22 protein-coding genes and 1 tRNA gene are annotated in these 24,998 nt (G+C 63.0%); 5 read left to right on the top strand and 18 right to left on the bottom strand.

Features of this window, described 5'->3' with window-relative positions:
* Positions 1 to 71 precede the first annotated feature (71 nt).
* The 10 genes from ACK8CP_RS07625 to ACK8CP_RS07580 form a co-directional block, all read right to left on the bottom strand.
* Positions 72 to 944, bottom strand: a complete 873-nt coding sequence (locus tag ACK8CP_RS07625; protein WP_414833856.1) for an alpha/beta hydrolase — start codon at positions 942 to 944, stop codon at positions 72 to 74.
* Positions 941 to 1,708: a 2,3-dihydro-2,3-dihydroxybenzoate dehydrogenase gene (locus ACK8CP_RS07620; protein ID WP_414833855.1), complete on the bottom strand. Its 768-nt coding sequence runs from the start codon at positions 1,706 to 1,708 to the stop codon at positions 941 to 943. Before ACK8CP_RS07620 ends, ACK8CP_RS07625 begins: the two co-directional genes overlap by 4 nt.
* Positions 1,705 to 5,631, bottom strand: a complete 3,927-nt coding sequence (locus ACK8CP_RS07615) for an amino acid adenylation domain-containing protein (protein WP_414833854.1) — start codon at positions 5,629 to 5,631, stop codon at positions 1,705 to 1,707. Before ACK8CP_RS07615 ends, ACK8CP_RS07620 begins: the two co-directional genes overlap by 4 nt.
* Complete coding sequence (locus ACK8CP_RS07610; protein WP_414833853.1) at positions 5,628 to 5,885, bottom strand: phosphopantetheine-binding protein; 258 nt, start codon at positions 5,883 to 5,885, stop codon at positions 5,628 to 5,630. Before ACK8CP_RS07610 ends, ACK8CP_RS07615 begins: the two co-directional genes overlap by 4 nt.
* Positions 5,882 to 6,532, bottom strand: a complete 651-nt coding sequence (locus tag ACK8CP_RS07605; RefSeq protein WP_414833852.1) for an isochorismatase family protein — start codon at positions 6,530 to 6,532, stop codon at positions 5,882 to 5,884. The genes ACK8CP_RS07610 and ACK8CP_RS07605 overlap by 4 nt, the downstream gene beginning before the upstream one ends.
* A 2-nt stretch (positions 6,533 to 6,534) precedes the next feature.
* The gene (locus ACK8CP_RS07600; protein ID WP_414833851.1) at positions 6,535 to 8,169 is read right to left on the bottom strand and encodes a (2,3-dihydroxybenzoyl)adenylate synthase; all 1,635 of its coding nucleotides are present in this window, start codon (positions 8,167 to 8,169) and stop codon (positions 6,535 to 6,537) included.
* Positions 8,169 to 9,380: an isochorismate synthase gene (locus ACK8CP_RS07595; protein WP_414833850.1), complete on the bottom strand. Its 1,212-nt coding sequence runs from the start codon at positions 9,378 to 9,380 to the stop codon at positions 8,169 to 8,171. Before ACK8CP_RS07595 ends, ACK8CP_RS07600 begins: the two co-directional genes overlap by 1 nt.
* Positions 9,381 to 9,449: 69 nt before the next feature.
* Positions 9,450 to 10,550, bottom strand: a complete 1,101-nt coding sequence (locus ACK8CP_RS07590; RefSeq protein WP_414833849.1) for an ABC transporter substrate-binding protein — start codon at positions 10,548 to 10,550, stop codon at positions 9,450 to 9,452.
* Positions 10,547 to 11,203: an O-methyltransferase gene (locus ACK8CP_RS07585; RefSeq protein WP_414833848.1), complete on the bottom strand. Its 657-nt coding sequence runs from the start codon at positions 11,201 to 11,203 to the stop codon at positions 10,547 to 10,549. The genes ACK8CP_RS07590 and ACK8CP_RS07585 overlap by 4 nt, the downstream gene beginning before the upstream one ends.
* 61 nt (positions 11,204 to 11,264) lie before the next feature.
* On the bottom strand, positions 11,265 to 13,388 hold the full coding sequence (locus ACK8CP_RS07580) for a TonB-dependent siderophore receptor (RefSeq protein ID WP_414833847.1): 2,124 nt from the start codon (positions 13,386 to 13,388) through the stop codon (positions 11,265 to 11,267).
* Between the two features lie 225 nt (positions 13,389 to 13,613).
* Between ACK8CP_RS07580 and ACK8CP_RS07575 the strand changes: the two genes are divergently transcribed.
* Genes ACK8CP_RS07575 through ACK8CP_RS07565 form a run of 3 tightly spaced genes read left to right on the top strand, consistent with a single transcriptional unit; the run spans position 13,614 to position 16,470 of the window.
* On the top strand, positions 13,614 to 14,618 hold the full coding sequence (locus ACK8CP_RS07575) for a helix-turn-helix transcriptional regulator (RefSeq protein WP_414833846.1): 1,005 nt from the start codon (positions 13,614 to 13,616) through the stop codon (positions 14,616 to 14,618).
* 2 nt (positions 14,619 to 14,620) lie between these two features.
* Entirely contained in the window at positions 14,621 to 15,703 is a 1,083-nt protein-coding gene (locus ACK8CP_RS07570; protein ID WP_414834210.1) for a FecCD family ABC transporter permease, read from the top strand.
* Positions 15,697 to 16,470, top strand: a complete 774-nt coding sequence (locus ACK8CP_RS07565; protein ID WP_414833845.1) for an ABC transporter ATP-binding protein — start codon at positions 15,697 to 15,699, stop codon at positions 16,468 to 16,470. The genes ACK8CP_RS07570 and ACK8CP_RS07565 overlap by 7 nt, the downstream gene beginning before the upstream one ends.
* A 795-nt stretch (positions 16,471 to 17,265) precedes the next feature.
* Here the strand turns inward: ACK8CP_RS07565 and ACK8CP_RS07560 are convergent.
* The 6 genes from ACK8CP_RS07560 to ACK8CP_RS07535 all read right to left on the bottom strand — a co-directional run bounded on the left by ACK8CP_RS07560 (position 17,266) and on the right by ACK8CP_RS07535 (position 20,177).
* Positions 17,266 to 17,342: transfer RNA gene (locus ACK8CP_RS07560), tRNA-Met, on the bottom strand.
* A gap of 108 nt (positions 17,343 to 17,450) precedes the next feature.
* Entirely contained in the window at positions 17,451 to 17,942 is a 492-nt protein-coding gene (locus tag ACK8CP_RS07555) for a type II toxin-antitoxin system RatA family toxin (RefSeq protein WP_414833844.1), read from the bottom strand.
* Positions 17,943 to 17,996: 54 nt separating this feature from the next.
* Positions 17,997 to 18,602 (bottom strand): NapC/NirT family cytochrome c, encoded by a 606-nt coding sequence (locus tag ACK8CP_RS07550; RefSeq protein WP_414833843.1) that lies wholly within the window; start codon positions 18,600 to 18,602, stop codon positions 17,997 to 17,999.
* Positions 18,603 to 18,729: 127 nt separating this feature from the next.
* On the bottom strand, positions 18,730 to 18,990 hold the full coding sequence (locus tag ACK8CP_RS07545; RefSeq protein ID WP_234627669.1) for a c-type cytochrome: 261 nt from the start codon (positions 18,988 to 18,990) through the stop codon (positions 18,730 to 18,732).
* A gap of 140 nt (positions 18,991 to 19,130) precedes the next feature.
* Entirely contained in the window at positions 19,131 to 19,289 is a 159-nt protein-coding gene (locus ACK8CP_RS07540) for a DUF3309 family protein (RefSeq protein WP_128293767.1), read from the bottom strand.
* Between the two features lie 150 nt (positions 19,290 to 19,439).
* Positions 19,440 to 20,177, bottom strand: coding sequence for a DUF6065 family protein (locus ACK8CP_RS07535; RefSeq protein ID WP_414833842.1), 738 nt, complete (start codon positions 20,175 to 20,177; stop codon positions 19,440 to 19,442).
* Between the two features lie 168 nt (positions 20,178 to 20,345).
* Between ACK8CP_RS07535 and ACK8CP_RS07530 the strand changes: the two genes are divergently transcribed.
* Complete coding sequence (locus ACK8CP_RS07530; protein ID WP_128293769.1) at positions 20,346 to 21,842, top strand: CoA-acylating methylmalonate-semialdehyde dehydrogenase; 1,497 nt, start codon at positions 20,346 to 20,348, stop codon at positions 21,840 to 21,842.
* Between the two features lie 98 nt (positions 21,843 to 21,940).
* On the opposite strand, the gene ACK8CP_RS07525 is transcribed toward ACK8CP_RS07530, so the two are convergent.
* Positions 21,941 to 23,041: an aldo/keto reductase gene (locus tag ACK8CP_RS07525; protein ID WP_414834209.1), complete on the bottom strand. Its 1,101-nt coding sequence runs from the start codon at positions 23,039 to 23,041 to the stop codon at positions 21,941 to 21,943.
* Positions 23,042 to 23,153: 112 nt separating this feature from the next.
* Between ACK8CP_RS07525 and ACK8CP_RS07520 the strand changes: the two genes are divergently transcribed.
* Positions 23,154 to 24,140 (top strand): LysR substrate-binding domain-containing protein, encoded by a 987-nt coding sequence (locus tag ACK8CP_RS07520; protein WP_414833841.1) that lies wholly within the window; start codon positions 23,154 to 23,156, stop codon positions 24,138 to 24,140.
* Between the two features lie 56 nt (positions 24,141 to 24,196).
* Here the strand turns inward: ACK8CP_RS07520 and ACK8CP_RS07515 are convergent, their stop codons facing one another.
* Complete coding sequence (locus ACK8CP_RS07515; protein WP_234627672.1) at positions 24,197 to 24,997, bottom strand: proteasome-type protease; 801 nt, start codon at positions 24,995 to 24,997, stop codon at positions 24,197 to 24,199.
* Position 24,998 lies beyond the last annotated feature (1 nt).

Here is a 24,998-nt window from a genome sequence, read left to right as displayed (position 1 = left end):
CTGGTCCCGGACCGCAATCGCCGTGGCTTGAGCTTTTTTGTCCAGCCTCTTCATCGTGCTTTTAAGGTTGGTCAGTCTCGCTGCTTTGTGAAAATGAAACGCAGCGCTCGGGCGAGGCTCGCTGCCAGGACGCTTGCATGGTCCTCGTCGGGATAGGTCTCGAAGAGGGCTGAAAAGGTCGCGGCTGATTTCGTTAGGCGATCGCCGAGTTCGCGAAAATTGCTCACCATGCGTCGCTCGTGACGGATCGAGGTATAATGCGGCGATGCGAGCGTCGTGCGCTGCCACGGGGCGAGTTCCTCTTCCCATTCTCCAATCGCAGCGTAAAGGGAGCCCGCCGCTCCGATCGCGGGAAGTGCCTCCATCAGATGTGCGCGGTTCCACCAGATCGATGGGCTGATGGCGATGGAGCCGAAATAGCGTCCGGGGGCGCGGGCCAATCTGTCGAGCACGAAGAAGCCGGCAAGAGAATGCCCGAAAAGCACCGATTTCGCAGGATCGACCGGAACCTCGCCGGCGACATAGGAGGCGACGGTCGTTTGAAGGAATGCCGCAAAGAGAGATGCCCCACCAAATTTCGCCTCGCGCAGGCGTAGGAAGGGATCATTGGCTGGAGGGCCCTCGGTGAGATCGAAGTAGCGGTAGAGATCACGCTCCCCCTCGGGAAAGCCGATCCCAGCCACGACAAGAGGCGGAACGCCGGTGGCCGCTGGCCGGCGCGAAAGCCGCCGAACCGTCTCGGTCACGAGCAGGAAGTCCGTATCGGCGTCAAGCAGGAAGATGACTGGATAACCGGTCGGTGGCGCCGGTGCGTTGGGCCGATAGAGAAAGATATTGTAGGCCCGGCCTTCCTCGGAGATGAGGCGGCCACCGGTGCAACCGTCTGCCCGAACCACGGTGGGGGGAACTTGCGGCGGAGCCCAGGCGTGTTGTTCCCGTTTCATGTCGTCAGCGTTGCTCCGCCGTCGACATAGAGATTGGCAAGCGCGATATGGCCTGCCTCTTCGGAAAGAAGGAAGAGGACCGCATGTGCAATGTCCTCAGGCGTCGCGAGCTTCTGCAGGGGGATGCCTGTCCGATAGCTATCGAGTGCGCCGGCGATGACTCTCTCCTCGCTGTTGCCATCGGCCCAAAGGCTTGTTTGCATGGGGGTTCGCGTAGAGCCCGGCGCGACGACGTTGCAGCGGATGCCGAAGGGCGCGAGTTCCAGCCCGAGGCATCGTGTGAACATGGTCGCCGCTGCTTTCGATGCGGCATACGCCGCCATGTTCTGGCGCGGTATGCCGGCGGCGTTGGAGCTTACGGTCACGATCGTGCCAGACCTTTGCGGCTTCATGATCCGTGCGAGCGCGCGGCCGAGGTGGAAGACGCCGGACGTGTTGACAGCAAAGATGCGCGCCCATTCCTGGTCGCTCGTTTCGGCGACTGGCGCGAAGCCCAGAACACCCGCGACGCTCACGCCGAAATCGATCCCGTCACAGGTCTCTGCGACCTCGTTCACCAGAGCGTCGACGGCATCGCTCTGCGTGACATCAAGCTGTCTGGCACAAAGGCCTTCGGATGCGTTTTCAACAAGCAGGGCGACGTCGACATCGGTGGCGATGACATGCGCGCCGCTCGCAATCAGCAGGCGAGTGATTGCAAGGCCGATCCCTCCGGCAGCACCGGTGACAAGGGCGGTCCGCCCGGCGATCCCGTTCAGGTTCATGGTCGGTTTTCCTTTGCCGGCGCGAAGATATCGAGCCATTGGCTCATGACGGGCACGATCTCGGTGAGCGCCTCTGCTCCCGTCATGTGCGCATGGATAGCCGCTACGTCGTGGACGGTGACGTTCAGGGCGTAGGGCCGCCATGTCTGGGGATCTAGCGAGCGCTGGCCCGGCGTTTGCGTGGCGTGGAAATGCAGGATCGGTCCGCGGAAGAGCTTGTGGCGGTGTTCACGCACCAAGCGGTTATTGAGACCGACCACCCGCACCATGCCGTCGAGGGCCTCGGCGGGAAGCTGCCCGAGCGGGCTACCGCTTTCCGTGAGAAAGGCCGTCACCGCCTCGCGCGTCAGCGGCAGATCGGGAAGCGCATCCGGGTCATGGCCCCCGATGGCGAGAAGCGCCTTCAGCTCCGCACCCGGCCCGGGGTCGGGTTCGTCGCGCCAGCAATCGGCGGGATAGGAATCGAGCATGACGACGAAATCGACAGACATGCCCATTGCCTGGAGGCGAACCGCCACCGTTTGCGCGAGGATGCCTCCGACCGACCAGCCGCCGAGTGCGACCGGACACCCGCCCGTCAGAAAAGCGATGTGTTCGGCGTAACGCTGCGCCATAGCCTCGAGCGAACGCGGTGCGGGCATGTCGGGGGAGAGCGCCTCCGCCTGGATCCCCCAGACCTGATGGCACGGTGCAAGCGCGCGGGCGAGACTGCCATAACACCATGAGATTCCGCCGGCCGGGTGGATGAGAAAGACGAACGGACAGTCTTCCGCTGCGTCGGACAGCTTTAAAAGCGGCTGGAGGCCGCCATGATCCTCGTCGCCTGCGTCGAGAGCGGCGGCAAGACGTGCCGCTGTTGGATGCTCGAAGAGTGTTCCGAGACCGGGCTCGCGGCCAGCTGTCTCACGGAGATGCAGCATGAGCTCGACCGCGAGGAGCGAATGGCCGCCAAGGTCAAAGAAATTGTCGTGTGCGGATACTTCACTCTCAAGGCTGAGAACACGCCTGAAAAGCATGGCAACGAGCCGTTCCGTTTCCGTCTCTGGCGGGCGCCCGCGCCCGCCTTTACGTGACGGGGCCGGGAGCGCCTTGCGATCGAGCTTGCCGGCCGTGGAAAGAGGCAACTCCTTTACGATGAGGATCGCGGAAGGCAGCATATAATCGGGCACCTGCTCCCGGAGAAAATCGGACAGCTGCTCAGGCTCCACCTCGTCGCGGAGGGTGGCATAAGCGACGATGCGCGGATCGTTCAATTCGTCCTCGCGCAGAACGACGACAGCGTGCAGAACGGCCGGATGGGCAGCAAGAGCCGTCTCGATCTCACCGAGCTCGATGCGCAGGCCGCGCAGCTTCACCTGATGGTCGCTCCGGCCGAGATAGACGATCGCACCGTCTTCGCGAAGTCGCGCCAAGTCGCCGGTCACATACATGCGCTCGCCCGGATGGAATGGATCGGGAATGAAGCGTTCGTTCGTCAAATCCGGTCGACCGAGATATTCCCGGGCAAGCTGACGTCCGGCGATGTGGAGATGTCCTTCAACGCCCGGCGGGAGTGGGCGAAGATGGCGATCGAGCACATAGAGGCGCGTGTTCCAGACGGGCCTGCCGATGGGGACCGGGGCGGAACTGTCGTTTGCGACTGCCGGCCAATAACTGACGTCGACGGCGGCTTCTGTCGGTCCGTACAGGTTGTGGAGTTCCGCAACGATGTGCTGGTGAAAGCAGTCGCGGAGATCGGCGGTGAGTTCCTCACCGCTGACGAAGACGCGGCGCAGTTTGAGGCCGGAAGATCTCGGCTCGGCAAGGAACGACATGAGCATCGACGGCACAAAGTGCATGGTGGTCACGCCGTTGGATCGCACGAGGTCGATAAGTGCGACTGGATCCTTGTGGGTTTCCGGCGGAGCAACGGCCAACGTCCCTCCGTTGAGGATGGACAGGAAGAACTCCCAGACTGAGACATCGAAGGTCATGGGTGTCTTCTGAAGAACGACGTCGTCTGCTGCCATGCCGTAAGCGTCGGCCATCCATTCGAGGCGGTTGATGATCGCCGCGTGCTCCACGACGACGCCTTTCGGTTCTCCGGTCGAGCCGGAGGTGTAGATGACATACGCCATGTCGCTGGGCGCGACTTCGGGCAGTGGGCGGCCGGCTCGCCGTCTCGGCCAGGAGGAGGGCGTCAGGGTCGTCACATGCTCGAGATCGTTTCTCCCATCTGCCAAGAGGGCGACCGGGTGGGAGGATGCCATGATCTTTTCAAGTCGCGCACGGGGTTGTGTGACGTCGAGCGGGAGATAGGCAGCGCCTGCGCGCAGGATCGCGAAAAGAGCGATGACGAGCTCGATCGACCGTGGCAAGGCGACCGCGACGAGGCGATCGCGTCCGGCCCCGGCGTCGATCAGCCGTTCTGCTAGAGCTCCGCTTCTCTCGTCCAGTTCCCGATAGGTGAGAGAGGTCGCGCCGAAGCGCAGCGCCTCCTTGTCGGCAAAGCGGGTAAAAGCCGTCTCGATCGCTTCCGTCAGTGTTCCCGTCGCGACTGGGTGAGCGGTATCGTTGAGAGTCGAGACGAGCCATTCGTGCTCCGACGGCAGGACAGTCGCCACGTCCTTCAATCTCTGGCCGAGGCGCGACGCGCGGAGGCCTTCGCGGATGAAGCCGGCAAGGCGTGCCGCGTGCGTCTCGCATTCGCCGGGTCCATAAAGGTTCGGGTTTGTGTCGATCTGGAGTGCGAGACGGCTTCTCGGATCGCTGCGGAACGAAATGGTGATGTCGTCCACCGGCCCTGTTCCAAGTGGGGTGAGCTCAGTCTTTACTCCCTGAAGCCGCGGGGCGGCGTCGAAGGGCAGAATGTTGACGAGAGGACCGTAGAGCCGATGCTGTGCTCCTGAGAGGCCGAGATCGCGTCGGATCCATTCCTGGCGGTAGCGGCCATGCCGTCGTGCCTGCACCATGCGGATGGTTGCGTCCTGGAGCCATTCGACGAGAGGGACGTCCTCTTGGACAGGCAGGCGGAGAGGCAGGATATTCATGAGCATCGTCGGCACGCGAGCGGCGGGTGAACCGAAGCGCCCCATAAAAGCGAGACCAAGGAGGGCTTCGTCGCCGTTCGTATGGCGCGCATAATATGCGCCCGAAAATGCCGTCAGAACGTCCGGCCAGGACAGACGATGCGTCTGCTCGATCGCGGTGAGATCTGCGCAGACAGCCTCGTCCAGAAGGATCTCGGCGTGGTCGTAGCGTCTCGCCGTTCGTGCTGCGCCGGATTTCATACCCGTGACGCTGTCCAGCTCCGCAAGCGTTTCTTTCCAGAAGCTGCTGTCGGCGTCACGTTGGGGTGAACCGCGATAAACACGTTCCGCATCAAGAGCGCGGCCGAGAGAGGAGAGCGGCCGGCCCTCGGGAATGCCGGAGACGGCGCTGTTGTAGAGCTCCGCGACGCGCGCTGTCGCAAGCTGGGTGGCAAAGCCGTCGGTGACGATGTGGTGCAGGCGCTGGTACCAAAGGAAGCGCTTGGTACCGAGCTTGTACAGACGTTGGCAGACCGGCGCGTCACGCGCGAGATCGAGCGGGCGATCCATGTCTGCGGCGATGCCGGTATGCGCGGCACGGCGCGGCTCAGCATCGTTCGAACAGTCGACGATCTCAAGATAGAGATCGTTCCCCTTCAGGCCTTGGCGCTCGTGGTCGAGAACGCGCACTCTGAGTGCATCGGCTTCCTCGCCGAGGCCGGTGATGGCTCGATCGAAGGCGGCCAGGTCCAATGGCCCGTCTATCTCCACGATCTGGCCGGTATTGAAGATCGGGTTTTCAGGATCGAGCGCTTGAGCGAACCAGAGCGCGCTGGCGGCCTCCGTCAAAGACACGATCTGGGAGGAGCCGAGGATCTCCTCTGGATCCTCGGAACGGGCGATCGACCGATTCATGCCGCGGCCTCCCTTCGTGGATGAAGATGGCGTTCGGCGATTGCCCACCATCCCGAAAGCGTCACCTTTTCGGCGAGTTCGGAGAAATCGAGCATCAGGCCGCGCTCCTGCCAGAGGAGGACGAGGTGCATCGCGCGCATGGAATCGAGCCCGAGATCCATGAGGTTGTCGTCGTCGCCCACTTCGTTGGGCTGCGTATGAATGGCGGCTGCGATGTCGGCGCGCATCGTCTCGCGGGTTAAACAACCGCTCATGCTGCCACCCTTTGCGTGAGTGTGCCTTCGAGGCTCTGCACCGTTGCGATCATCCCGCAGGTGCTGGCGATATAGTCGAGTGCCTGCATGTGATGGGGGCGGGAGAAATCGGCGACGCCGTCGGCCACGAAGAACGGCTGGATGTCGCGCTGGAAGGCCTCGGCGGCCGTCAGCAGGCAGCCGATATGGGCATAGACGCCGCAGATGATGAGTTGGTCACGCCCGCGGGCCCTCATTAGAGCTTCCAGCGTCGAGCGTTGGAAGGCGCTGTAGCGGTGCTTGTGAAGCACGATTTCGCTCGGACCCGGGGCGATTGCATCGAGAATCGCTTCGTGTTCGGAGCTCCGATCCATCCCAGGCCCCCAGAGGTCCGCCTGCAGACCGCGGTCGCGGCGATCCTGGTCTCCCTGCTGGGCCGTATAGAAGACGGGAAGGCCAGCATGACGACAGATCGTGCGAAGGCGCGCGATGTTGTCTATGAACGGTTTGAACGGCGCCGCGCGATAGTCGAAGGGACGTAAGAAGTACGCCTGCATGTCGTGGATGAGAAGGGCGGCGCGTCTCGCGTCGACGTTCCAGCCAAGCCTTGAGCCTGGCAGCTCGTCTCGTCCTGGCAGCTCGTAGGGTGCGATTGTCGGCAATCCCATCGTCATGATCCCTCTTGCGATGTTTGCAGGTACTGATCGCGGAGCCGTCGTCTCAGCTCCGCGCGGCTCACCTTGCCGACCGCCGTGGTGTGGAAATCGTCCAACAGCACGATCTGGTCCGGGACCTTGAAATCGGCGAGACCTCGCTGGCGCACGAAGGTCTTGAGCTCGATCATGCGCGGCGGCTCACCTTCGGGAATGACGAAGGCACAGCTGCGCTCGCCGAGATACGGATCGGGCAAGGAGACGACGGCGGCGTCGAAGACCTGGGGATGGGCGAGAAGGTGATCCTCGATCTCCTCAGCGGAGACCTTTTCGCCTGCCCGGTTGATGTGGTCGACGGCGCGGCCTTCGACGATGAGATAGCCATCGGAGGTTTGTCGGACGACGTCTCCAGTGCGATAGAAACCGTCCGCTGTGAAAGAGATGCGGTTTGCCTCCGGTTCGTTGTGGTAGCTGCGGATCGTATAAGGTCCCCGCGTCAGAAGGTGGCCCGCGCTGCCTTCCGGTACGGGCTCGCCCGACTCGTCGACGATGCGAATTTCGTCATCGGCGGAGATTGGTCGCCCCTGCGTTGTCACCACGAGTTCTTCCGGATCGTCGAGGCGCGTGTAGTTGACGAGCCCTTCGGCCATGCCGAAAACCTGTTGCAGCCTGCAGCCGAGGGTCGGTCCAAGCCTACGTGCCACCTCCGGTATCAGCTTGGCACCGCCCACCTGAACGATTTGGAGGCTCGAGAGATCGCGGTCGCTCGATCGAGCCGCGCGCATCCAGTTGAGCGCGAGCGGAGGCACGAGGCCAGTGATGGTGACACGCTCTTCTTCAATGAGCCGAAACGCCGTTTCCGGTGCTGGTGAGGGCGCCATCACCACGAGGCTTCCGGCATAGAGTGCGCCGAACGTCCCAGGCGAGCTCATGGGGAAGTTGTGGGCCGCCGGTAGGGCGCAGAGATAGACGCTTTCCGGCGTGAGACCGCAGATCTCAGCGCTGGCGCGAAAACTGTAGATATAGTCGTCGTGAGTGCGTGGAATGAGCTTCGACAAGCCCGTGCTTCCTCCTGAAATTTGAAGGAAAGCGACGTCGGAGGGACTCGCGGTGTGGGCCGGATGCGGCGGCCCTGGCGTATCGTCGAGAGAGACGAATTCCTGGCTATCGCCCAGGATCAAGATTCGGCGAAGCTCTGTTGCTGCGGCGACGTTGCGGGCGAGTTCCCGGTAGTCGAAGTTCGCGAAACGGTCGATCGTGAGATAGCCTGCGGCCTCCGACTTCCGGACGAAGTGCACGATCTCTGCTTCCCGGTGCGCTGGCAGGGCGAAGACAGGAACGATGCCGGCGCGGAAGAGGCCAAACACGACGGACAGGAAGGAGGGCACGTTGGGAAGCTGCACGACGATGCGCTCGCCTGGCCGGAAGCCGAGCGCATGCACGCTCGCTGCAATGGCTTGCGTGCGTGCCAAAAGTTCAGCGTAGGTCCAACGTATTTGGACGCCGTCGTGACTGCCGACGACAGCCGGACGATCGCGGTGGAGGTTCGCTTTCTCGGCGAGAAAGCCTGACATCGTTTCGCCGCGCCAGTAGCCCTTATGGCGATAGCGATCGATCAGTTCGTCTGGCCAGACCTGACGGAGGGGGAGCATCAGCCGCCCCTTCGCTCGAAAGCTTCGCTCTCAAGCCCAAAGGCGTGGAGCATAGCGGAGAATTTTGCGGCGGTTTCGGCAATTTCTCCTTCGGCGGTCGAGCCCGGGACGATGCCGGCACCTGCGTAGAGGCGGGCTTCTTCTCCCAGGATCTCCGCGCAACGGATGGAAACGAACCAGCGGCCGTCTCCGGAGGCGTCGCACCAGCCGACCGCGCCGGCGTAGAAGCCGCGGTCGTAGGGTTCAAGAGAGCCGATCGCGGCGTGGGCCGCTTGCCGTGGCAGGCCGCAGACTGCTGGCGTCGGATGAAGCAGTGCGGCAAGCTCCGCACAGCTCGTCGCCGGGTCGCGCAGGCGGCCAACGAGGCGCGTGCCGAGATGCCAGAGACTTGCCGTGGCGCGCAAGGTTGTACCGTCTGGTGCCGAGAGCTCACTGCAATAGGGCGACAGCACGTCCATGATGGCTTGCACGACGAGGGCATGCTCGTGTTGATCCTTGGCGGAGGCGAGGAGATGTTCGCCCGCCGCGCGGTCTTCTGCCGGATCTTGTGACCTGCGCGCAGAACCTGCGAGCGGATGCGAGACGACGCGGTGTCCACGCTTGTCGAGCAGAAGTTCTGGTGTTGCGCCGATGAGGAGGCGCTTGCCATCTTTGTCGGGAAGAGCCGTTATGAAGACGGAGGCACTCGCATCGCTTGCCAGCCGGCGCAGCAATTCGCCAACCGAGAAGGAGCGACCACCGCGGACCTTAAGGCAGCGGGACAGAACAAGCTTGTGAAGGCCTGACGAGGTGTCTTCCAGTGCCCGGATGGCGGCGTTCACCGCCTCGCCAAACGCACCTGCCGTCGGTTCCGGAGTGACGGAGATAACGGGAACGCGCATGACGGGTGCGGAGGCTGTTGCTAGACCTGGAATGCCTTCAATCTCGTGATCTCCCTGGACACGCAGCATGCGGGCCGGCTGGACGAGATGAGCCGAATGAGTCGGGTTGAAAGGAATTGCGCCGACGAGGATGCCCGGTCCGTCTCCGTGCTCCGCGAAATGGCGATCCACGCGCGCTGAAAAGCCATCGAGGGGACCGGCGGCCAGCTCGTGTTTGGTGCCGTATGCGAGCATGGTCTCATCCGCCATTTTGAGGATGAAGCTCGGCTGTTTTTCCGCCGCGGACTCGCTCGCCGGAACGATGTTCGCCAGAGCCGCAATCATGTCCATCAAGACCTCCTCTTCAATGACGCTCGTTCGTCCCGCCGCGGGCGCGACACGCGCAAAGCTTCGGTATTCTCAGTCTGTCCAGTAGTTGCCCTCGAGCTTGATCGCGCTCATCCGGTTGAGGGCGTCCCGGCTGGCTTCCACGTCGAGATCGGAAAAAATCTCCGGATGGATCCAGCGTGCCATCAGCTCGAGCGCGAGGATGTCGAGAACGGGGTCGAACAGCTGTTTGGCCATGCCGTGGACGCGTCCGTTGCGCACGGCAGGAAGCTCGGCGAAGCCGGGTCGTGCGAGGAGGCGCCGCATCGCATCCTCCGTCCTGTCCTCGGAGATGCCGCTGCCGATGACGAGACCGCCGCGGCTCGCCATGTAGGCGCCCCCCGTGGCGATATAGACATCGGGCTCGGAGACCACGACATGCTCAAGCGAGATCTGGCCGAAGGGCCGCTCGCCCAGCACGTCTCCGATGTTTTTTGCGTGGAGAAGCGTGATGAAACGGCCGAGATTGCCTTTGCCGGGCGAGTTGCAGCAGGGCTCCTGGTAAGAGGCGTGGGTCTCGATATAGACCGTCGACGCGCTCAGTCTGTCGCTTTCGGCGATCCGGTCGCGGATCACATCCATGTGCTGGGTGCGGAAGTCGGTGATGGCTTTGGCTGCCTGCTCGCGGCCGATTGCGCGGCCGACGATTAAGAGGCTCCGGTCCGTATTGGCGAGCGGGTCCGTCAGGAAGTCGACGAAGGCCACCGGAATGCCGGCCGCGCGAAGCTGTTCGACCTGGCGCTGCGAGGCCCTGGAGAATAGCGAGAGGAGAACGAGGTCGGGCCTTGCCGCAATCATCGGCTCGACGGCCATGTCCTCGTTGTTGCCGCTGACCTTCGGCAGGGTGGCGATCTTCGGAAAGCGTGCCTTGAGCTGCGTGTACTGCGCTTGTCCGAGACGATTGACGTCATGCGGCCAGCCGGCGAGACGCGCGATCGGGTCAGGGGTCAAAAAGGAGAGCGCGATGATCATACGCGCATCGTCGACGACGACGTGGCGCGCCGGCCTTTCGAGCGTCACTTCGCGTCCCTTGATGTCGGTGAAGACGATCTCGGCATGTGCGGGAGCCTGGACGGCGACAAGAGCGAGGAGAGCGAAGCCGAAGGCTCGCAAGAGGGCCAGGTAATGGCTCATGCGCGCCGCCTGACGAAGGTGGTGCCGTCGCCGAAGGGAATGAGCGACATGTCGACCCGGGCATCGTCCCGGATCTTCAGGTTGAGACGACGCAGCGCCACGGTGTCGGTAGCGTTGTCCTTCGGATCGGCGACGGAGCGTCCCCAGAACATGTTGTCGAAGACGATAAGTCCGCCCGGACGCACAAGACGCAGGCAGAGCTCGTAGTAGGTGTCGTAATTCTCCTTATCGGCATCGATAGTGGCGAAATCGAAGGAGGCCTCGCCGCCCTCCGTGAGAAGCAGCTTGAGGGTCTCCGTCGCATCTCCAAGTTTCAAGGTGATGCGTTCGGCGAGCCCGGCCTCCTCCCAATATCGACGGGCTATGGCAGTCCACGCTGGGCTGTTGTCGCAAGCGACGAGCTCGCCGTCTTCGGGCAGGACGGCCGCCACGCTGAGCGCGCTGTAGCCGGTAAAGGTTCCGACCTCCAGGACGCGCCTTGCGCTGATCGTCCTGGCAAGCAGTGCTAGAAGCTGGCCGGCCGCTGGGGTGGTCGCCATATGGCCGTTCGGCAGGGCGAGTGTTTCTGCGCGAAGCCGCTTCTGGATCTCGGTCTGACGCGTGCCGACCTCGACGACATAGGCGCGGATCTGGTCCTGAGTGATATGCTGCATCTGCGTCTCTGTTGGCCGTGAGGAGGAAAGAACGGAGAGGCCTCGCCCTCCGTCCGCCGGTTCACCAGGTGTATTTGAGCCGTGCATAGGCCGTGCGCCGGGTCCCGTAGAAACAGGAGATGGAGCTGCTGCACGAGGAGACGTATTCCTCGTCGAGAAGGTTCGTGACGCTGAGGCTGAGCGACACGTCGTAAGGCGTGCGTGCGGACAAATCGTAGTCGGCCGCGACATCGACCAGCGTCACCGGGTCGACGGTGAAGCTGTTGTCGTCGGCACCGTAGGTCTCGCCCTGGTAGCGGACACCGGCCCCGAGACCGAGGCCTTCCAGAGCGCCCTTCTGGAAGGTGTAATGTGCCCAGGCGGAAGCAGTGTGTTCGGGGACGAGGGCAGGGGTGTTGCCGACCTCGGCCGCGACGGCACTCTCGGTGATTTCCGCGTCGATATATGTGTAGGCGCCGGTCAGATCCCAGCCGTTGTCGAGGCTGAGTTTCGCTTCCAGCTCCACGCCTTTGGAATGCACCTCGCCGGTCTGCAGATAGTAACCCGGATTGGCCCTATCGCTGGAGACGGCGTTCTCCTGGCGCAGGTCGTAGACGGAGGCCATGAGGAAGCTGTCGAAGCCTTCCGGCTGGTACTTGATGCCGGCCTCGTACTGCTCGCCCTCGACCGGGTCCAGGACCCTTGCAGTGCCGCCGCTGATGCCAAGCCCTGAAGGCGGTTCGAAGGATGTCGAGTAGCTCGCAAAGGGCGCCAATCCGCTGTCGAAGAGGTAGGTCGCTCCGACGCGCCCCGTAAAAGCGGTGTTCTGCTGATAGCTGGAGGAAGAACTGCCGTTTGCGATGGTCGTCGTGTCGGTGTCGATCGAATAATCGTCGTAGCGGCCGCCGAGAGCGATGTTCAGCCGACCGATCTCGATCAGATCCTGCAGATAGTATCCGAGCTGCTCGGTCTTCTGGTCGGTGTCGGTGGCATAGTCCGGGACCGCGATGCCGATGCCGTATTCCGGATTGAGATAATCGATCGTCGGTGCTGCGCCCGTGCCCATCAGCCGGTTCGCGCTGACATACTGGTAATCGACGCCGCCGAGCAGGCTGTTCTGGAACGGGCCGACGTCGAAATCGGCGGCAAGCTGGTTGTCGATGGCGAAAGTGTCGACGTCTTCGTCCAGATGTGCGGCGAGTCGGGTGATCGTGGTGTCGGCGATGCTGCGCCCGGTCAGGCCGAGATGTTCGCTGTCGATATGGGTGTAGCGAAGGTTCTGGCGAAAGGTGAAGATATTGCCGAGCTCCTGGCTGAACTCGTATCCGGCGCGCGCCACCCTGCGCTCGTAGGAATCGAAATCGGGATCCCCGACGTCGAAGTCGTATGGGATAGAGGCATAGCCGTTGTTTCGCACAGCCGTGCCGAGGGACGGCAGGTAGCTCGGATAGGCGCTCTTCGGATCCTGCGTGTAATTGAAGAGGAGCGTCAGATCCGTGCCGGGCGTCGGGCGGAAGGTCAGAGACGGCGAGACGGAGACGCGCTCTGATTCAACGTCGTCCCAGCGGCTCTCGTTGTAGCGGCCGGAGGCGACGAAGCGATAGAGCAGGCTGCCGTCGTCGGTGATCGGCCCGCCGAGATCGATCCCGGCCTTGCCATACCAGTCCGATCCCGCAGTCAGCGCCACCTCGTGGATCGGCTCCTCCGTCGGCTTCTTCGAGACGAGATTGACGAAGCCGCCGGGAGACATCTGCCCGTAAAGCACCGAAGCAGGCCCCTTGAGCACCTCGATCCGCTCAAGATCGTAGACATCGACGGTCGGCTGCGAGAACGAAATGCCGCGCAGGAGCCGGAGCCCGTCGAGATACTGGACGAAGTTCTGATAGGCGCCGAAACCGCGCACCGGCACGATGTCGTAGCGGTCGTTGGGCCGCAGATCCGCCTGCACGCCGGCCGTGTAGCGCAGCGCTTCATTGATGGTCTGCGCACCCTTCTGCTCGAATTCCTCGCGATTGACGACGGAGATCGCCTGCGGCGTCTCGATCAGGAGCTTGTCCGTCTTCGTCGCCGTTTCGGCCCGGGTCGGGACGAAGCCCGTATCCGTCTCGACCGTCCCTCCTTCGACGACAATCTCTTGCAGCGGTATCGCGTCGTGCGCCAACGCAGCATTGGCCGCCATCAAGCCGATCGTGCCCGCCGTCGCCATGAGAAGAGGTCGAAATCCTGCCCCAGGAACCATTCCATACTCCAACAATCTGCCGCCTCCCCATCGCGGGATCCCCCTGATGATCGACTAAAATATGATTGTGACGATCATGATTTATTCTATAACCGGGGAGGTCTTCCGCAGCCACGGGCGAGCCTTTTGCGGGAGCACCAAAATCTTTTGCCTCACCGCAAAGAGTGGGGCGGCAGCTCCGGAGCCAGATGCGTGGACGGCCTGACAGCGCAGGAATTTGATCGCTTCGCGCAGAACGGAAGGCGGGGCTTTCGGCTACACACCCCGGACGTGCGGGGCCGCGACGTGGTGGTGCGCGGCGAGTTCATGAACATCGAACTGCGGCGGGGCCTGCATGTGCATCATTCGGATGTGGTCAACCAGCGGGATTTGGAGACGGAAGTGGAGCTGCCGGCGCATTTGAGCATCAAGCTCCTTCTGCGGGGCTCCACCTACGCCGCCGTGGGGCGCCACGTCCTGCCGATGCCGGAGGGGGAGGGCGGCTCGCAGCCGGTCGCGATCGCGCTGGCGCAGACGGAACCGGCGATCTTTCGCCGGCAGGGGCGCCAGGGGCAGCGGCTGCACCGCCTCAATATCGCGATCACCCCGGAATGGTTTGAATCGAGCGATTTCTTTACGCAGTGCAACGCCCGCGAGGTTGAGAATTTCTGCAACCGCCACCTGGCATTCGCAGCCTGGACCCCCGGCCGTACGATCCTTTCGCGGGCCGAGGAGATCGCAGCCTCCAGGGGGTTCCAGCCGTGGCTGCGCCGGCTGCATATCGAAAGCTCGGTGCTCGGCATCATCGCGGCGACCTTCGATTTTTTGGCGGGGGGAGGCGGCGAGGACGAGGCGGCTTCCTTGAGCCGGACGGAACGCATGCGTCTGGCCCGGGCGGAGGAGATCCTGCGCGGCAGTGTCGGCTCCCTGCCGACCGTCGATGCCCTGGCGAGTGCGGCCGGCGTTAGCGAGAACACGCTTCAGCGCCTCTTCCACACGACTTATGGGACGACGGTCTTCAACTATGTGCGCTCGATGCGGCTCGACCAGGCGCGCCGTGCCCTGGAAGAAGACGGCATCAGCATCGACGAGGCGGCCTATCTCGCCGGCTATACGAGTGCGGCGAATTTCTCTACGGCCTTCAAGAGGCAGTACGGCATGTCGCCCGGCTGTTGCCGATGCCGCCTGGGCCGCAGCGTTGTGGCGCGCCGCCGATGACGATGAAGAGCGTGGCTGACGCAGAGAATTCGCGCTTTGCGCGGGAGGGTGTGATACGGCGCCACTATCGCGCACTCGTCGCTCGTCGCATAATGGTGCTCTTCGGCCTGTCGGCACTGCTCCTCGGCTGCCTCGTCTGCGATATCGCTCTCGGTCCGGCGAGTTATTCCTTCCGCGAGGTCGTCTCCGCGCTCTTTCGCCCGGATGATGTCTCTGCCCAACTCAAGGTCATCGTCTGGGAGATTCGATTGCCGGTCGCCATAATGGCGGTGGTTGCCGGTGCTGCGCTCTCCGTCGCGGGTGCGCAGATGCAGACGATCCTCGCCAATCCGCTCGCGAGCCCCTTCACGCTCGGCATCTCCGCGGCGGCGGGCTTCGGTGCCTCGCTGGCGCTCGTCGCCGGCGTGGCCCTCGTTCCGGTGGCTGGGGATTGGATGGTCCCCGGTAACGCCTTCATCATGGCGATCCTGGCGGCGCTCTTCATCCACTTTGCCTCGACCATGCGGGGTGTGAGCGTCGAGACGATGATCCTTCTCGGCATCGCGCTCGTCTTCACCTTCAACGCACTGATGGCGCTTCTGCAATATATCGCCAGCGAGCAAGCCCTTGCCGCCGTCGTTTTCTGGACGATGGGCAGCCTGACGAAATCTACCTGGTCGAGCGTCAGCATCACGGCCGCGATCCTGGTCGTAACGCTCCCTCTCTTTATGCGTCATTCCTGGGCACTCACCGCGTTGCGGCTAGGAGACGACAAGGCGGCGAGCTTCGGCGTCAATGTGCGCCGCCTGCGTCTGGAGACCATGCTGACGGTGAGCCTGCTTGCCGCTGTTCCCGTCGCCTTCGTCGGCACCATCGGTTTCGTCGGTCTTGTCGGCCCGCATATCGCACGCATGCTGATGGGAGAGGACCAGCGCTTCTTTCTCTCCGGTGCAATGCTGTGCGGCGCCGTCATTCTCTCGCTTGCTTCCGTTATCTCCAAACTGGTCGTGCCGGGCGCCGTTCTGCCGATCGGGATCATCACGGCGCTTGTCGGCGTGCCGTTTTTCTTCTCGTTGATCTTCACGAGCCGGGGGCGATCATGGTGAGCCTGACCCTGGAGAAGGTCGGTGCGGCCTATGGCCGACGGCAGATTCTTTCGGGCATCTCCGTCGGCCCCTTGCGCGGGGGCGAGGTGACGGCGGTGATCGGTCCCAATGCGGCCGGCAAGTCGACGCTTTTCAGGCGCATCCTCGGCCATGTCTCTGGGAATGGCCATGTGCAGCTTGAGGCCATGCGGCCTCCCCGCGAAGCCATCGTCTATATGCCACAGGACGTCAGCGCGAAGGCGGCTCTCAGCGTCTACGAAAGCATCATCCTGGCGGCGAAACAGAACGATCCCGGTTGGCATGTCTCCGATGCGAAGCTCATGCGCGTGGAGAGCGTCATGGCCTCCCTGCGCATTTCCGAGCTTGCCTTTCGCGGGCTCGGCGAGCTTTCCGGAGGCCAGCGCCAGCTCGTCTCCATCGCCCAGGCGCTGGTGCGCGAGCCGGAGGTGCTGTTGATGGACGAGCCGACCTCGGCGCTCGATCTGTCGCGCCAGGTGGAGGTGCTCGCCCATATGCACCACCTTGCCAAGAGCATGGGGCTTTTGGTGTTGATCGCGCTTCATGATCTCAACCATGTGCTGCGCTATTGCGACCAGGCGATCGTCATCGCCGACGGCACGATGGTGGCGGCCGGAGCGGTGGAGAAGGTCGTTACCGAAGAGCTTCTAAGCAGGGTTTACGGCGTGCGTGCGCGTCTTGAGACCTGCAGCGAGAAACGGCCATTCTTGGTTATTGACGGCCTTTCCGGTCCGTCTCCTTCGGCCTGATCATGCGAACACGTAACCCCGAGGATTGTGTTGCATGAAGTGCGGGGGCGGGAGCGGTCAGACATCTCTGTGAGACAGGTCCGTGTGAAACGGTCTTTCGGTTCAGAATCACGCATGAATATCAATTACTTAGGGGTGATTGGCTGGGGAGCCTGAATTCTCAGGGGAGCCTGTAAGCCATTGAAATCAAAAGAAGCCCCGTCGGATGAGCATACAGTTTCGTACGACAGGATCCAAGCCGGTCAGATCGGGCCGAACGCGAAGACCTACCTCCCGCCCAACCGCGACACCTCCCTCAAGGCGACACAGGGGAGAACGGCGCGAACAGTGAGTTCAACCGGGCTCGCGCCCTCATGGATTGCCCGGTAGCAGACCGCTTATATCGTCTTTGGCCGAGCCCGTGCCCGAGTGCCAGCCGAGTGGAAACTAAAGGCAACGCGCGCATAAATGCGATTTCTGAACGGCGTTATCTTTGCACTTTTTGCGAGAGTGGTCGATCGCTCTGCTCTCGCAACGGGGGCAAGGGCTGCCTCAAACCCCTTTTAAAACAAGGGTTTGAGACAGCATCGAGCCTAGCTGTTCAGAAATCGCAGGCCAAGCGCAACAGCTCCCGCAGGCGATTGTTGAATATCTGAAGCCTAAATAACGGCGCTGGCGGGCCGGCATGAGCATCGGGGGCGAAGCTGTTGCGGTTCCGCCTCGATAGCGCATCAAGCGGCCCGTGCCCGAGAGATGGTTCCCACTCGCCACGTTAAGAGAGGTGCGCAAACAATTGATTTTTCTGGAGAAAAAGGCTGGTAGCGGAGGAGGGACTCGAACCCCCGACACGCGGATTATGATTCCGCTGCTCTAACCGACTGAGCTACTCCGCCGCCCGCAGGCCGCCTCGCCGTGCAAGGCTAACGGACCGCGTGCGATATACGGTGGGGTTTTTTCACCGTCAAGCCGCGGCGCGCCGTTATCTCTCGGCCGCGCACAGCTTATGTGTTCCCGTCGGCGTCCCCGCCAGCATTGCCGTTGCGGGCTTTGCGGCTTCGCGCGAGCGCCTGCTCCCGGGCGCGTGCCTCAAAAGCTTCCACGGAGCGGGCATAGAGCTGGCGCACCACAGCTTCCTTGAAACCGCCAAGTCCCGCACCCACGAGGGCGAAGTCGACGCGCATCGTCACTTTGGTGCGCGCCGTTTCGATCGCCTCAAACCGCCATTCATGGCGCAGCGAACGAAACGGTTTGTCGTGGGAGGTGATCAGAAGATGGGTCGGGCGCGTCAGTTCGGCGCGGCTGCGAAATGAAATCGTCAGGCCCGGCAGCCCGACGCGCTGCATGACGAGGAGGGCATCACCGTCTCGCTTCAGGATGCGTGCCTCCAGAAAACCTGGAAGAAATTCCGGATAGCTCTCGACGTCGGCCACGAGGTCGAAGACCTCTTCCTGGGGCAGCGCGACGAAACGCGTCGTCTCAAGGTGTCGTGACATCTGGCCTCAAAAAGCTGCGTGGCCGACGCCATCGGAGACGCCGGCCACGTTGCATCACTTCTTAGAGCCAAGCACGTCGGTGAGCTCGCCCGCAAGATCTGCCATCTCGTTGGCCGGCCGATGCGCGGCTGCGGCCGCCTGGTCGCCGACCGGGCCGTGGCCGATCCCCTTGTGGCAGGAGATGCAGGTGAGGTTTGCGGCTTGCGCCTGCGGATGGGCAAATTGTGCCGCCGGGCTCTGTTTCTCGAGCGCCATGGCGGCTTCGTCATGACAGGAGCGACAGGTCTCCGAATCCGTGCGTTCCAGATAGGCCCAGACCTGTTCCGACATCTCTTCGCGCTTGGCGTCATACTCCTCGCGCGTCGACAGTCTGCCGGTGAAGTGTCCCCACACGTCCTTGGCGCCGGCCGTCGCCTTGCCCCACAGATAATCGGTCCACGGGTGGCTATCGACATGGCACGTGATGCAGGGCGCGCGCACGCCTGAGGCGTTCTTGTAGTGTGCCTGCTGGGTGTAGGTCTCCTGCGGCCACGACATTTCGTGACAGGCCAGGCAAAATTCGTTGGTGCCGGTCTTCTCGACCACGGTGGTGGTCGCGCCTGCAACGGCCAGGCCGATAACGCCGCCAACCGCCACGAGGCCGAGTGCTGCCCATTTCATGAAGATCCCCCATTGACCGATCGGCGCGCCCGTTTGGACGCGCCTTCATTGTCGGACAAAAGAGACTTAGGCGGCGGCGGGGGGAGGAAGAAGTGCGGCGCGCGGTCGCCTGCGGTCAGCCTGTCGCCTATTTCTCCTGCACGTAGCTGTGCAGGGCCTCGATCTGGGGCTCGCTCAGCCCTTCCACGACCCCACCGAGCTTGGGGTGGGTGGCGATCTTTTCTTGAAATTGTTCGAGGTCGAGCTCTGCCATCGCGGCTTTGTTGGGCGCCAGCGTGCCGTGGCAGGTGGCGCATTTGGTCGTGAAGACGGAGGCGGCGTCAAAATCCTGGCTGTGTGCGGACCCTGTGACCGCCCCGAAAGCCACGGCAACCAGGCTGAACAACATCGCTCTTCTCATCATCATCTCCAACGAGGTCCACATCAAAAAGGCGGCGGCCGTGAAAGACCGCCGCCTCCGCGTTCTTGATATGGAAGACTGCGCCCCGCCCATCAAGCGAGGCGATGGTGCGACCGATCTACGCCGCCTCAGACATATCCCAGCAGGAGCATGATGATGAGGATGACCAGGATGAGGCCGACGATCCCGGAGGGGCCGTAGCCCCAGCCACGACTATAGGGCCAGGCCGGCACTGCACCGAGGAGGATCAAGATCAAGATGATAAGAAGAATTGTTCCGACCGACATGGAAAACCTTTGCTTTGTCCGGCGCCCCCGTTGGGCCGGCTCTTTTGCAGCAAGAAACGCCGTCGGGATCGTTGCGGTTCCCGGCTTCTTCGGCGTGAAAACTGCGTGAAGGTCTGGCCTGGCTTTGCGCGGTCGAAGATTTGGATGCGCTCAGTCGTCTGTTTTCTTGGTTTTGTGCAAGACGACCTTGGTGCGGTGTGGTGGCGACAACGCCTCGTGCGGCCCCTTCAAATAGTCACGCTGCCATTTCTTGCGCGCGGCTTCAGAATCGGGCGAGGCGAGCTCTTCGTTGAAGCTTCGCCGTCCTTCCGCCCATTCATGATAGGCGGCCGCAAGCTCCGGGTCGTCGCCGAGTGCCCGACGGCGTGTTTGGAAGGTTTCGATCTCGCCGCGGCGGATCGGAAAGAACGCGCAGAACGGCTCGTCTTTGTCGAAGGTGACGCTCGCACCGGGGCGCGTAAAGCGCCAGTTCATGGTGAAGGTGGCGGTGGCCCAATCCGTCTCCACCACGCCGTTGAGGGCCTGGATGTCGGCCTTGATGAGGTTGGGTGGGCCCATGACCCAAAGGTCATATCCCGGTGGTGTGCGGATCAGCGCCGGCACCGTGAACGTGAGAATGCCATGGCCGAAATGGCTCATCGCAGCATGCCGGTGCGTCTCTCGGTAGCTGATATTGATCGCCTCCAGCGCATCGGTGCCGTCCCAGCTGGCGGTGAATTTCGCAGGGTTCAGGATTTCCCAGCAATGCGCGTTGGCAATCGCGAGGGGCAGACAGCGATAGGCGAAGCGATGGCTCGTCTGATCCATCCATCGCCGCTCGCGCTGGGCAGGACGGATCACGATATCGCTGCCGTCGATCATGTAGAAATCGAGATAGTTCGTGCTCATCGAACCCCGCATGCAGACCGACCATAGGTCCACAACAGGTGGATTGTCATCGCCGCAGGGCAAGAGTGGGCCGCGCGGGGTTGTTTTTCTCGTCCTCTGCGGCGATCACTCGCTCAAGGCTCCGGGATGTCTGCAGCAGGATCGAAGGAGCGCGACAAGGAGAACTGAATGCGCGAAATCGGACATTTCATCGGCGGTCGCAACGTGGCAGGCAAGAGCGGGCGCACGGCCGACGTTTTTTTGCCGATGACTGGCGAGGTGCAGGCGAAAGTGGCGCTCGCCTCGCGCGCGGAAATGCGTGAGGCGGTGGAGAACGCCAAGGCGGCGCAGCCGGGATGGGCGGCGCAGAACCCGCAGAAGCGCGCCCGCGTTTTGATGAAGTTTCTCGAACTCGTACATCAGGAATACGACAGCCTCGCCGAGCTTCTGGCGCGCGAGCACGGCAAAACCGTTCCGGATGCGCGCGGCGATATTCAGCGCGGCCTCGAAGTGGCGGAGTTCGCCTGCGGCATCCCGCATTTGATGAAGGGCGAATTCTCCGAAAACGCCGGGCCGGGCATCGACATGTACTCCATGCGCCAGCCTCTCGGCGTCGTCGCCGGCATCACGCCGTTCAACTTCCCGGCCATGATCCCGATGTGGAAATTCGCCCCGGCGATCGCCTGCGGCAACGCCTTCATCCTGAAGCCGTCCGAGCGCGATCCCGGCGTGCCCATGCGCCTCGCCGAGCTCATGATCGAGGCGGGGCTGCCGGCTGGAATTCTCAACGTCGTCAACGGTGACAAGGAGGCCGTTGATTCAATTCTTGAGGATCCGGACATCAAGGCCATCGGCTTCGTCGGCTCGTCTGCGATCGCCGAGTACATCTATGGGAAGGGCTGCGCGGCCGGAAAGCGCGTGCAGTGCTTCGGCGGCGCCAAGAACCACATGATCGTCATGCCGGACGCCGATATGGACCGTGCGGTCGATGCCCTGATCGGCGCCGGCTATGGCTCTGCCGGTGAGCGCTGCATGGCGATTTCCGTCGCCGTCCCCGTCGGCGAGGAGACCGCTGACCGGCTCATGGAGAAGCTCATTCCGCGCGTGGAGAGCTTGAAGATCGGTTTGTCGACCGACCCCGACGCCGATTTTGGTCCGCTCGTCACGGCCGAGGCGGTGAAGAAGGTACGCGGCTATGTCGATCTCGGTGTCGAAGAGGGCGCCGACCTCGTCGTCGACGGCCGCGGCTTCACCATGCAGGGCTACGAGAATGGCTTCTACATGGGTGGTTGCCTGTTCGACCGCGTCACGGCGGACATGCGCATCTACAAAGAGGAGATCTTTGGGCCTGTTCTCTCCGTCGTCCGCGCCAAGGATTATCAGGAAGCGCTCGACCTGCCGACGAAGCACGAATACGGCAACGGCGTGGCGATCTTTACGCGCGACGGCGATGCCGCTCGCGATTTCGCCTCGAAGGTGGAAGTCGGCATGGTCGGCATCAACGTGCCGATCCCGGTGCCGCTGGCCTATCACACCTTCGGCGGCTGGAAGCGGTCAGGCTATGGCGATCTCAATCAGCACGGCCCCGATTCCATTCGTTTTTATACGAAGACGAAGACGGTGACCTCGCGCTGGCCCTCCGGCATCAAGGACGGAGCCGAATTCATCATGCCGACCATGCGCTAGGAGTCGGATCACCATTCGGTGCCGCCGGCACTCCGGCGGCGCAGATTGGCCGGCCCCAGGGCCGGCCATGTTTGTTGGGCCGCCGATAACGGTTCGGCTCAGCCGACGCCTGCAAAGGCGCCTTTGATGACCGTCGGCGGAGCGTATCCCGCCGGCTTGTCGCCGATGGTTGTCCCGCCTGTGATGCCGCCCTGCAGCTCGGCACCGAAGAAGGTGTAGGGGAAGGGGGTGGCGGGCTGGCTCACCTGCTCGAGACGCGCCCGAAGCTCCGGTGGAATGACGAAATCGAGTGCCCCGAGCGTGTCGGCGAGCTGCGCGTGCCGGGTGGCCCCGAGGATGACCGAGGCGACGCCGGGCTGCGTCGCCACCCAGTTGATGGCGACCTGCGGCATCGAACGGCCGAGTTCGTTGGCAACGGTTTCGAGGACGGAGACGATCGAAAAATTCCGGTCGGTGAATTTCTGGAAACCGGGATTGGATGATCCTTTCAAAGTCTCGAGCCGTCCCGCAATCTGCTCTCCCGTCCGATATTTGCCGGAGAGAAGCCCCGACGCGAGCGGGCTCCACGCCATGATGCCGGCGCCGGTTGCAAGGCCAAAGGGCACGAATTCGTGCTCGATATTGCGCTCGGCCAGCGAGTATTCGAGCTGAAGAGTGCAGACGGGCTCAAAGCCCCTCAGCTCGGCAATGGCCTGTGCGCGCCCCGCATACCAGGCCGGAACGTCGGAGAGACCGATGTGCCGGACTTTGCCTGCCGCGACGAGATCATCGAGCGTGCGCAGCACTTCTTCGGCTGGCGTCAGCCGGTCCCAGGTGTGCAGAAGGTAGAGATCGACATAATCGGTTTTGAGCCGCTTCAGAGAGCCTTCGAGGGCCCGCAGGATATTCTTGCGGCCGTTGCCGCCCGTATTCGGATTGCCAGGTTCGGCGTTGTAACTGAATTTCGTGGCGATCACCGCGCGATCACGAAGGCCCCGTTCGGCGATGAATGCGCCGAGCCATTCCTCGCTCGTGCCCTCCGTATAGAGGTCGGCCGTGTCGAAGAAGTTGCCGCCTGCCTCCAGATATGTGTCGACGAGGGACTGTGCCGTCTCTCGGTCCGCGCCCCAGCCCCATTCTGTCCCGAAGGTCATCGTGCCGAGGGCGAGGCGGCTCACTCTGAGGCCGCTTCTTCCGAGTGTGTAATAATCCATCGTCATCATCCCCTCCATCCGGCGCCGGGAAGCTCGTCGGGACAGGAAGAAGCATGAGCGATCGGGTTTCATGCGATAAGATGTTTCCCGCGCATGCACTGTGCGATCGGGTGCAGCAATGGAGCGTGATCTTGTCGGCCATCTGTTCGTTGTGGAGGCCGTCGCGAGGCGAAAGGGCTTCGCTGCGGCGGCTGGCGAACTCGGTATGAGCCCGTCCGCGGTGAGCCACGCCGTCCGCCTGGTCGAGGAGAGGCTCGGCCAGGCGATCTTTGCACGCACCACGAGGAGCGTCGCTTTGACGGAAGCGGGAGAGGCTCTTCTTGCCGGCGTTTCACCGGCGCTTGCCGATATCGCTGATGAAATCGAGCGCCTGCGGGCCGCGAAAGGGCGGCCGGGCGGCGTCTTGCGGCTCAACGCTCCGCGGCTCGCCTTGCCGCTGGCGCTCACCCGTATCCTGAAGGAGATGGTCGATCGGCACCCGGATGTGACGGTGGATATCACCGTCGACGAGGGCCTTGCCGATATCGTCGGCGAGGGTTTCGATGCGGGGGTTCGTCTCGGCGAGATGATCGCGCGCGATATGGTGGCCGTCCGTCTCACCCCGCCCTTCAAGGCGATCCTTGTGGCCTCGCCGCATTATCTCACAAGCCGTGGCCGGCCGGAGATGATTGCCGATCTCGCCGCGCATCACTGCATCGGATTTCGCGGGAGCCGCTCGCGGGCTCTCTATCGCTGGGAGCTCTCGGAGAACGGCAAGGATGTCGCGGTGGAGACACTCGGCCCGCTCGTCGTGAGCGATGCGATGAGTGCGCTCGATCTTGCACGGGAGGGGCTGGGGATCGCCTACCTCTTTGAGCCGCTGGTTCGCGCCGACATCGCGGAAGGGCGGCTCGTGCAGCTCCTCTCGCACACCGCGATCGAGGAGCCCGGTCTCTTTCTCTATTTTCCGAAACGCGCTTCGCTCTCGCCCAAGCTGCGGGCCTTCATCGACACCGCGCGACGCGTCCAGCGTCAGGCAACCGAGGAGGCGGCATCAGTGCATCAAGCACGGTCATCGCGCGGGGGAGGCAGGGCTGCGCCGATCGAAAAGGGCAAAACGCAGTAGGGCGGCACGCACCAGGATTGGATCCTGTCGCGCGGCCGCTCGCGAGGCGAGGGCGCCTAAGCCTCTTCCTTGGCCGACGGCTTCGATGGCACGAGGCTGATCGGGGGCGGCCCGCCGGCATCCAGAGCCTCGTACTCGTCGATGCGGGCAAAAGCGTCGCGCAGCGCCTCAGACCAGGCATGCGAGAGTTTGCGGAAATACGGATCTTCCGCCTCGATGCGCCGCTGCTCGCCGATCGTCAGCGTGTCCTTGCGGTAGATGAGGAGGTCGATCGGCAGCCCGACGGACAGGTTCGAGCGCAATGTGGAATCGAAGGAGATGAGCACGAGCTTCGCCGCTTCGCCCATGCGCATCGGTGCCACCGTGACGCGGTCGAGGATCGGCTTGCCGTATTTGTGCTCGCCGATCTGGAAGTACGGCGTGTCCTTGGTCGCTTCGATGAAGTTGCCTTCCTGATAGATCAGAAAGAGGCGGTGAATGTCTCCCTCGATCTGGCCCCCGAAGATGAAGGATGCGGAGAAGAGGCCCGGATTCTCCTTGGCGGCTTCGTCCTGGTCGGCGAGGGCTTCGCGCACCGTCTGCCCGACGAGGCGTGCCGCCTGAAACATGGTCTCCACCGTCATGAGCGATGGTTCGCTGCCATCGGCAGCAAGATGCAGCCTTTCATTGAGGAGCGAGACGACGGATTGCGTGACCGAGAGATTGCCGGCGGACAAAAGCACAAGCAGCCGCTCGCCCTTCCGCTCCCAGATATGCATCTTCTTGAAGATGGAGACATTGTCGACGCCGGCATTGGTGCGCGTGTCGGAGGCGAAGACGATCCCTCGGTCCAGGCGCAGGCCCACGCAATACGTCATT

Source organism: Afifella sp. YEN Y35 (assembly GCF_047553465.1).
In the GTDB taxonomy this organism is placed as follows: Bacteria; Pseudomonadota; Alphaproteobacteria; order Rhizobiales; family Afifellaceae; genus Afifella; species Afifella aestuarii.
This window is presented reverse-complemented; position numbering and strand designations above follow the sequence as displayed.

Excerpts from the sequence above, each read along its gene's own strand:
- ACK8CP_RS07570 (WP_414834210.1), top strand. The coding sequence starts at position 14,621 with ATGAAGAGCGTGGCTGACGCAGAGAATTCGCGCTTTGCGCGGGAGGGT.
- ACK8CP_RS07600 (WP_414833851.1), bottom strand. The coding sequence starts at position 8,169 with ATGCTCCCCCTCCGTCAGGTCTGGCCAGACGAACTGATCGATCGCTAT.
- ACK8CP_RS07620 (WP_414833855.1), bottom strand. The coding sequence starts at position 1,708 with ATGAACCTGAACGGGATCGCCGGGCGGACCGCCCTTGTCACCGGTGCT.
- ACK8CP_RS07585 (WP_414833848.1), bottom strand. The coding sequence starts at position 11,203 with ATGCAGCATATCACTCAGGACCAGATCCGCGCCTATGTCGTCGAGGTC.
- ACK8CP_RS07515 (WP_234627672.1), bottom strand. The coding sequence starts at position 24,997 with ATGACGTATTGCGTGGGCCTGCGCCTGGACCGAGGGATCGTCTTCGCC.
- ACK8CP_RS07555 (WP_414833844.1), bottom strand. The coding sequence starts at position 17,942 with ATGTCACGACACCTTGAGACGACGCGTTTCGTCGCGCTGCCCCAGGAA.
- ACK8CP_RS07545 (WP_234627669.1), bottom strand. The coding sequence starts at position 18,990 with ATGTTGTTCAGCCTGGTTGCCGTGGCTTTCGGGGCGGTCACAGGGTCC.
- ACK8CP_RS07590 (WP_414833849.1), bottom strand. The coding sequence starts at position 10,550 with ATGAGCCATTACCTGGCCCTCTTGCGAGCCTTCGGCTTCGCTCTCCTC.
- ACK8CP_RS07565 (WP_414833845.1), top strand. The coding sequence starts at position 15,697 with ATGGTGAGCCTGACCCTGGAGAAGGTCGGTGCGGCCTATGGCCGACGG.
- ACK8CP_RS07520 (WP_414833841.1), top strand. The coding sequence starts at position 23,154 with ATGGAGCGTGATCTTGTCGGCCATCTGTTCGTTGTGGAGGCCGTCGCG.
- ACK8CP_RS07610 (WP_414833853.1), bottom strand. The coding sequence starts at position 5,885 with ATGAGCGGTTGTTTAACCCGCGAGACGATGCGCGCCGACATCGCAGCC.
- ACK8CP_RS07580 (WP_414833847.1), bottom strand. The coding sequence starts at position 13,388 with ATGGCGACGGCGGGCACGATCGGCTTGATGGCGGCCAATGCTGCGTTG.
- ACK8CP_RS07535 (WP_414833842.1), bottom strand. The coding sequence starts at position 20,177 with ATGAGCACGAACTATCTCGATTTCTACATGATCGACGGCAGCGATATC.
- ACK8CP_RS07605 (WP_414833852.1), bottom strand. The coding sequence starts at position 6,532 with ATGGGATTGCCGACAATCGCACCCTACGAGCTGCCAGGACGAGACGAG.
- ACK8CP_RS07615 (WP_414833854.1), bottom strand. The coding sequence starts at position 5,631 with ATGAATCGGTCGATCGCCCGTTCCGAGGATCCAGAGGAGATCCTCGGC.
- ACK8CP_RS07550 (WP_414833843.1), bottom strand. The coding sequence starts at position 18,602 with ATGAAATGGGCAGCACTCGGCCTCGTGGCGGTTGGCGGCGTTATCGGC.
- ACK8CP_RS07525 (WP_414834209.1), bottom strand. The coding sequence starts at position 23,041 with ATGACGATGGATTATTACACACTCGGAAGAAGCGGCCTCAGAGTGAGC.
- ACK8CP_RS07595 (WP_414833850.1), bottom strand. The coding sequence starts at position 9,380 with ATGGACATGATTGCGGCTCTGGCGAACATCGTTCCGGCGAGCGAGTCC.
- ACK8CP_RS07530 (WP_128293769.1), top strand. The coding sequence starts at position 20,346 with ATGCGCGAAATCGGACATTTCATCGGCGGTCGCAACGTGGCAGGCAAG.
- ACK8CP_RS07625 (WP_414833856.1), bottom strand. The coding sequence starts at position 944 with ATGAAACGGGAACAACACGCCTGGGCTCCGCCGCAAGTTCCCCCCACC.
- ACK8CP_RS07540 (WP_128293767.1), bottom strand. The coding sequence starts at position 19,289 with ATGTCGGTCGGAACAATTCTTCTTATCATCTTGATCTTGATCCTCCTC.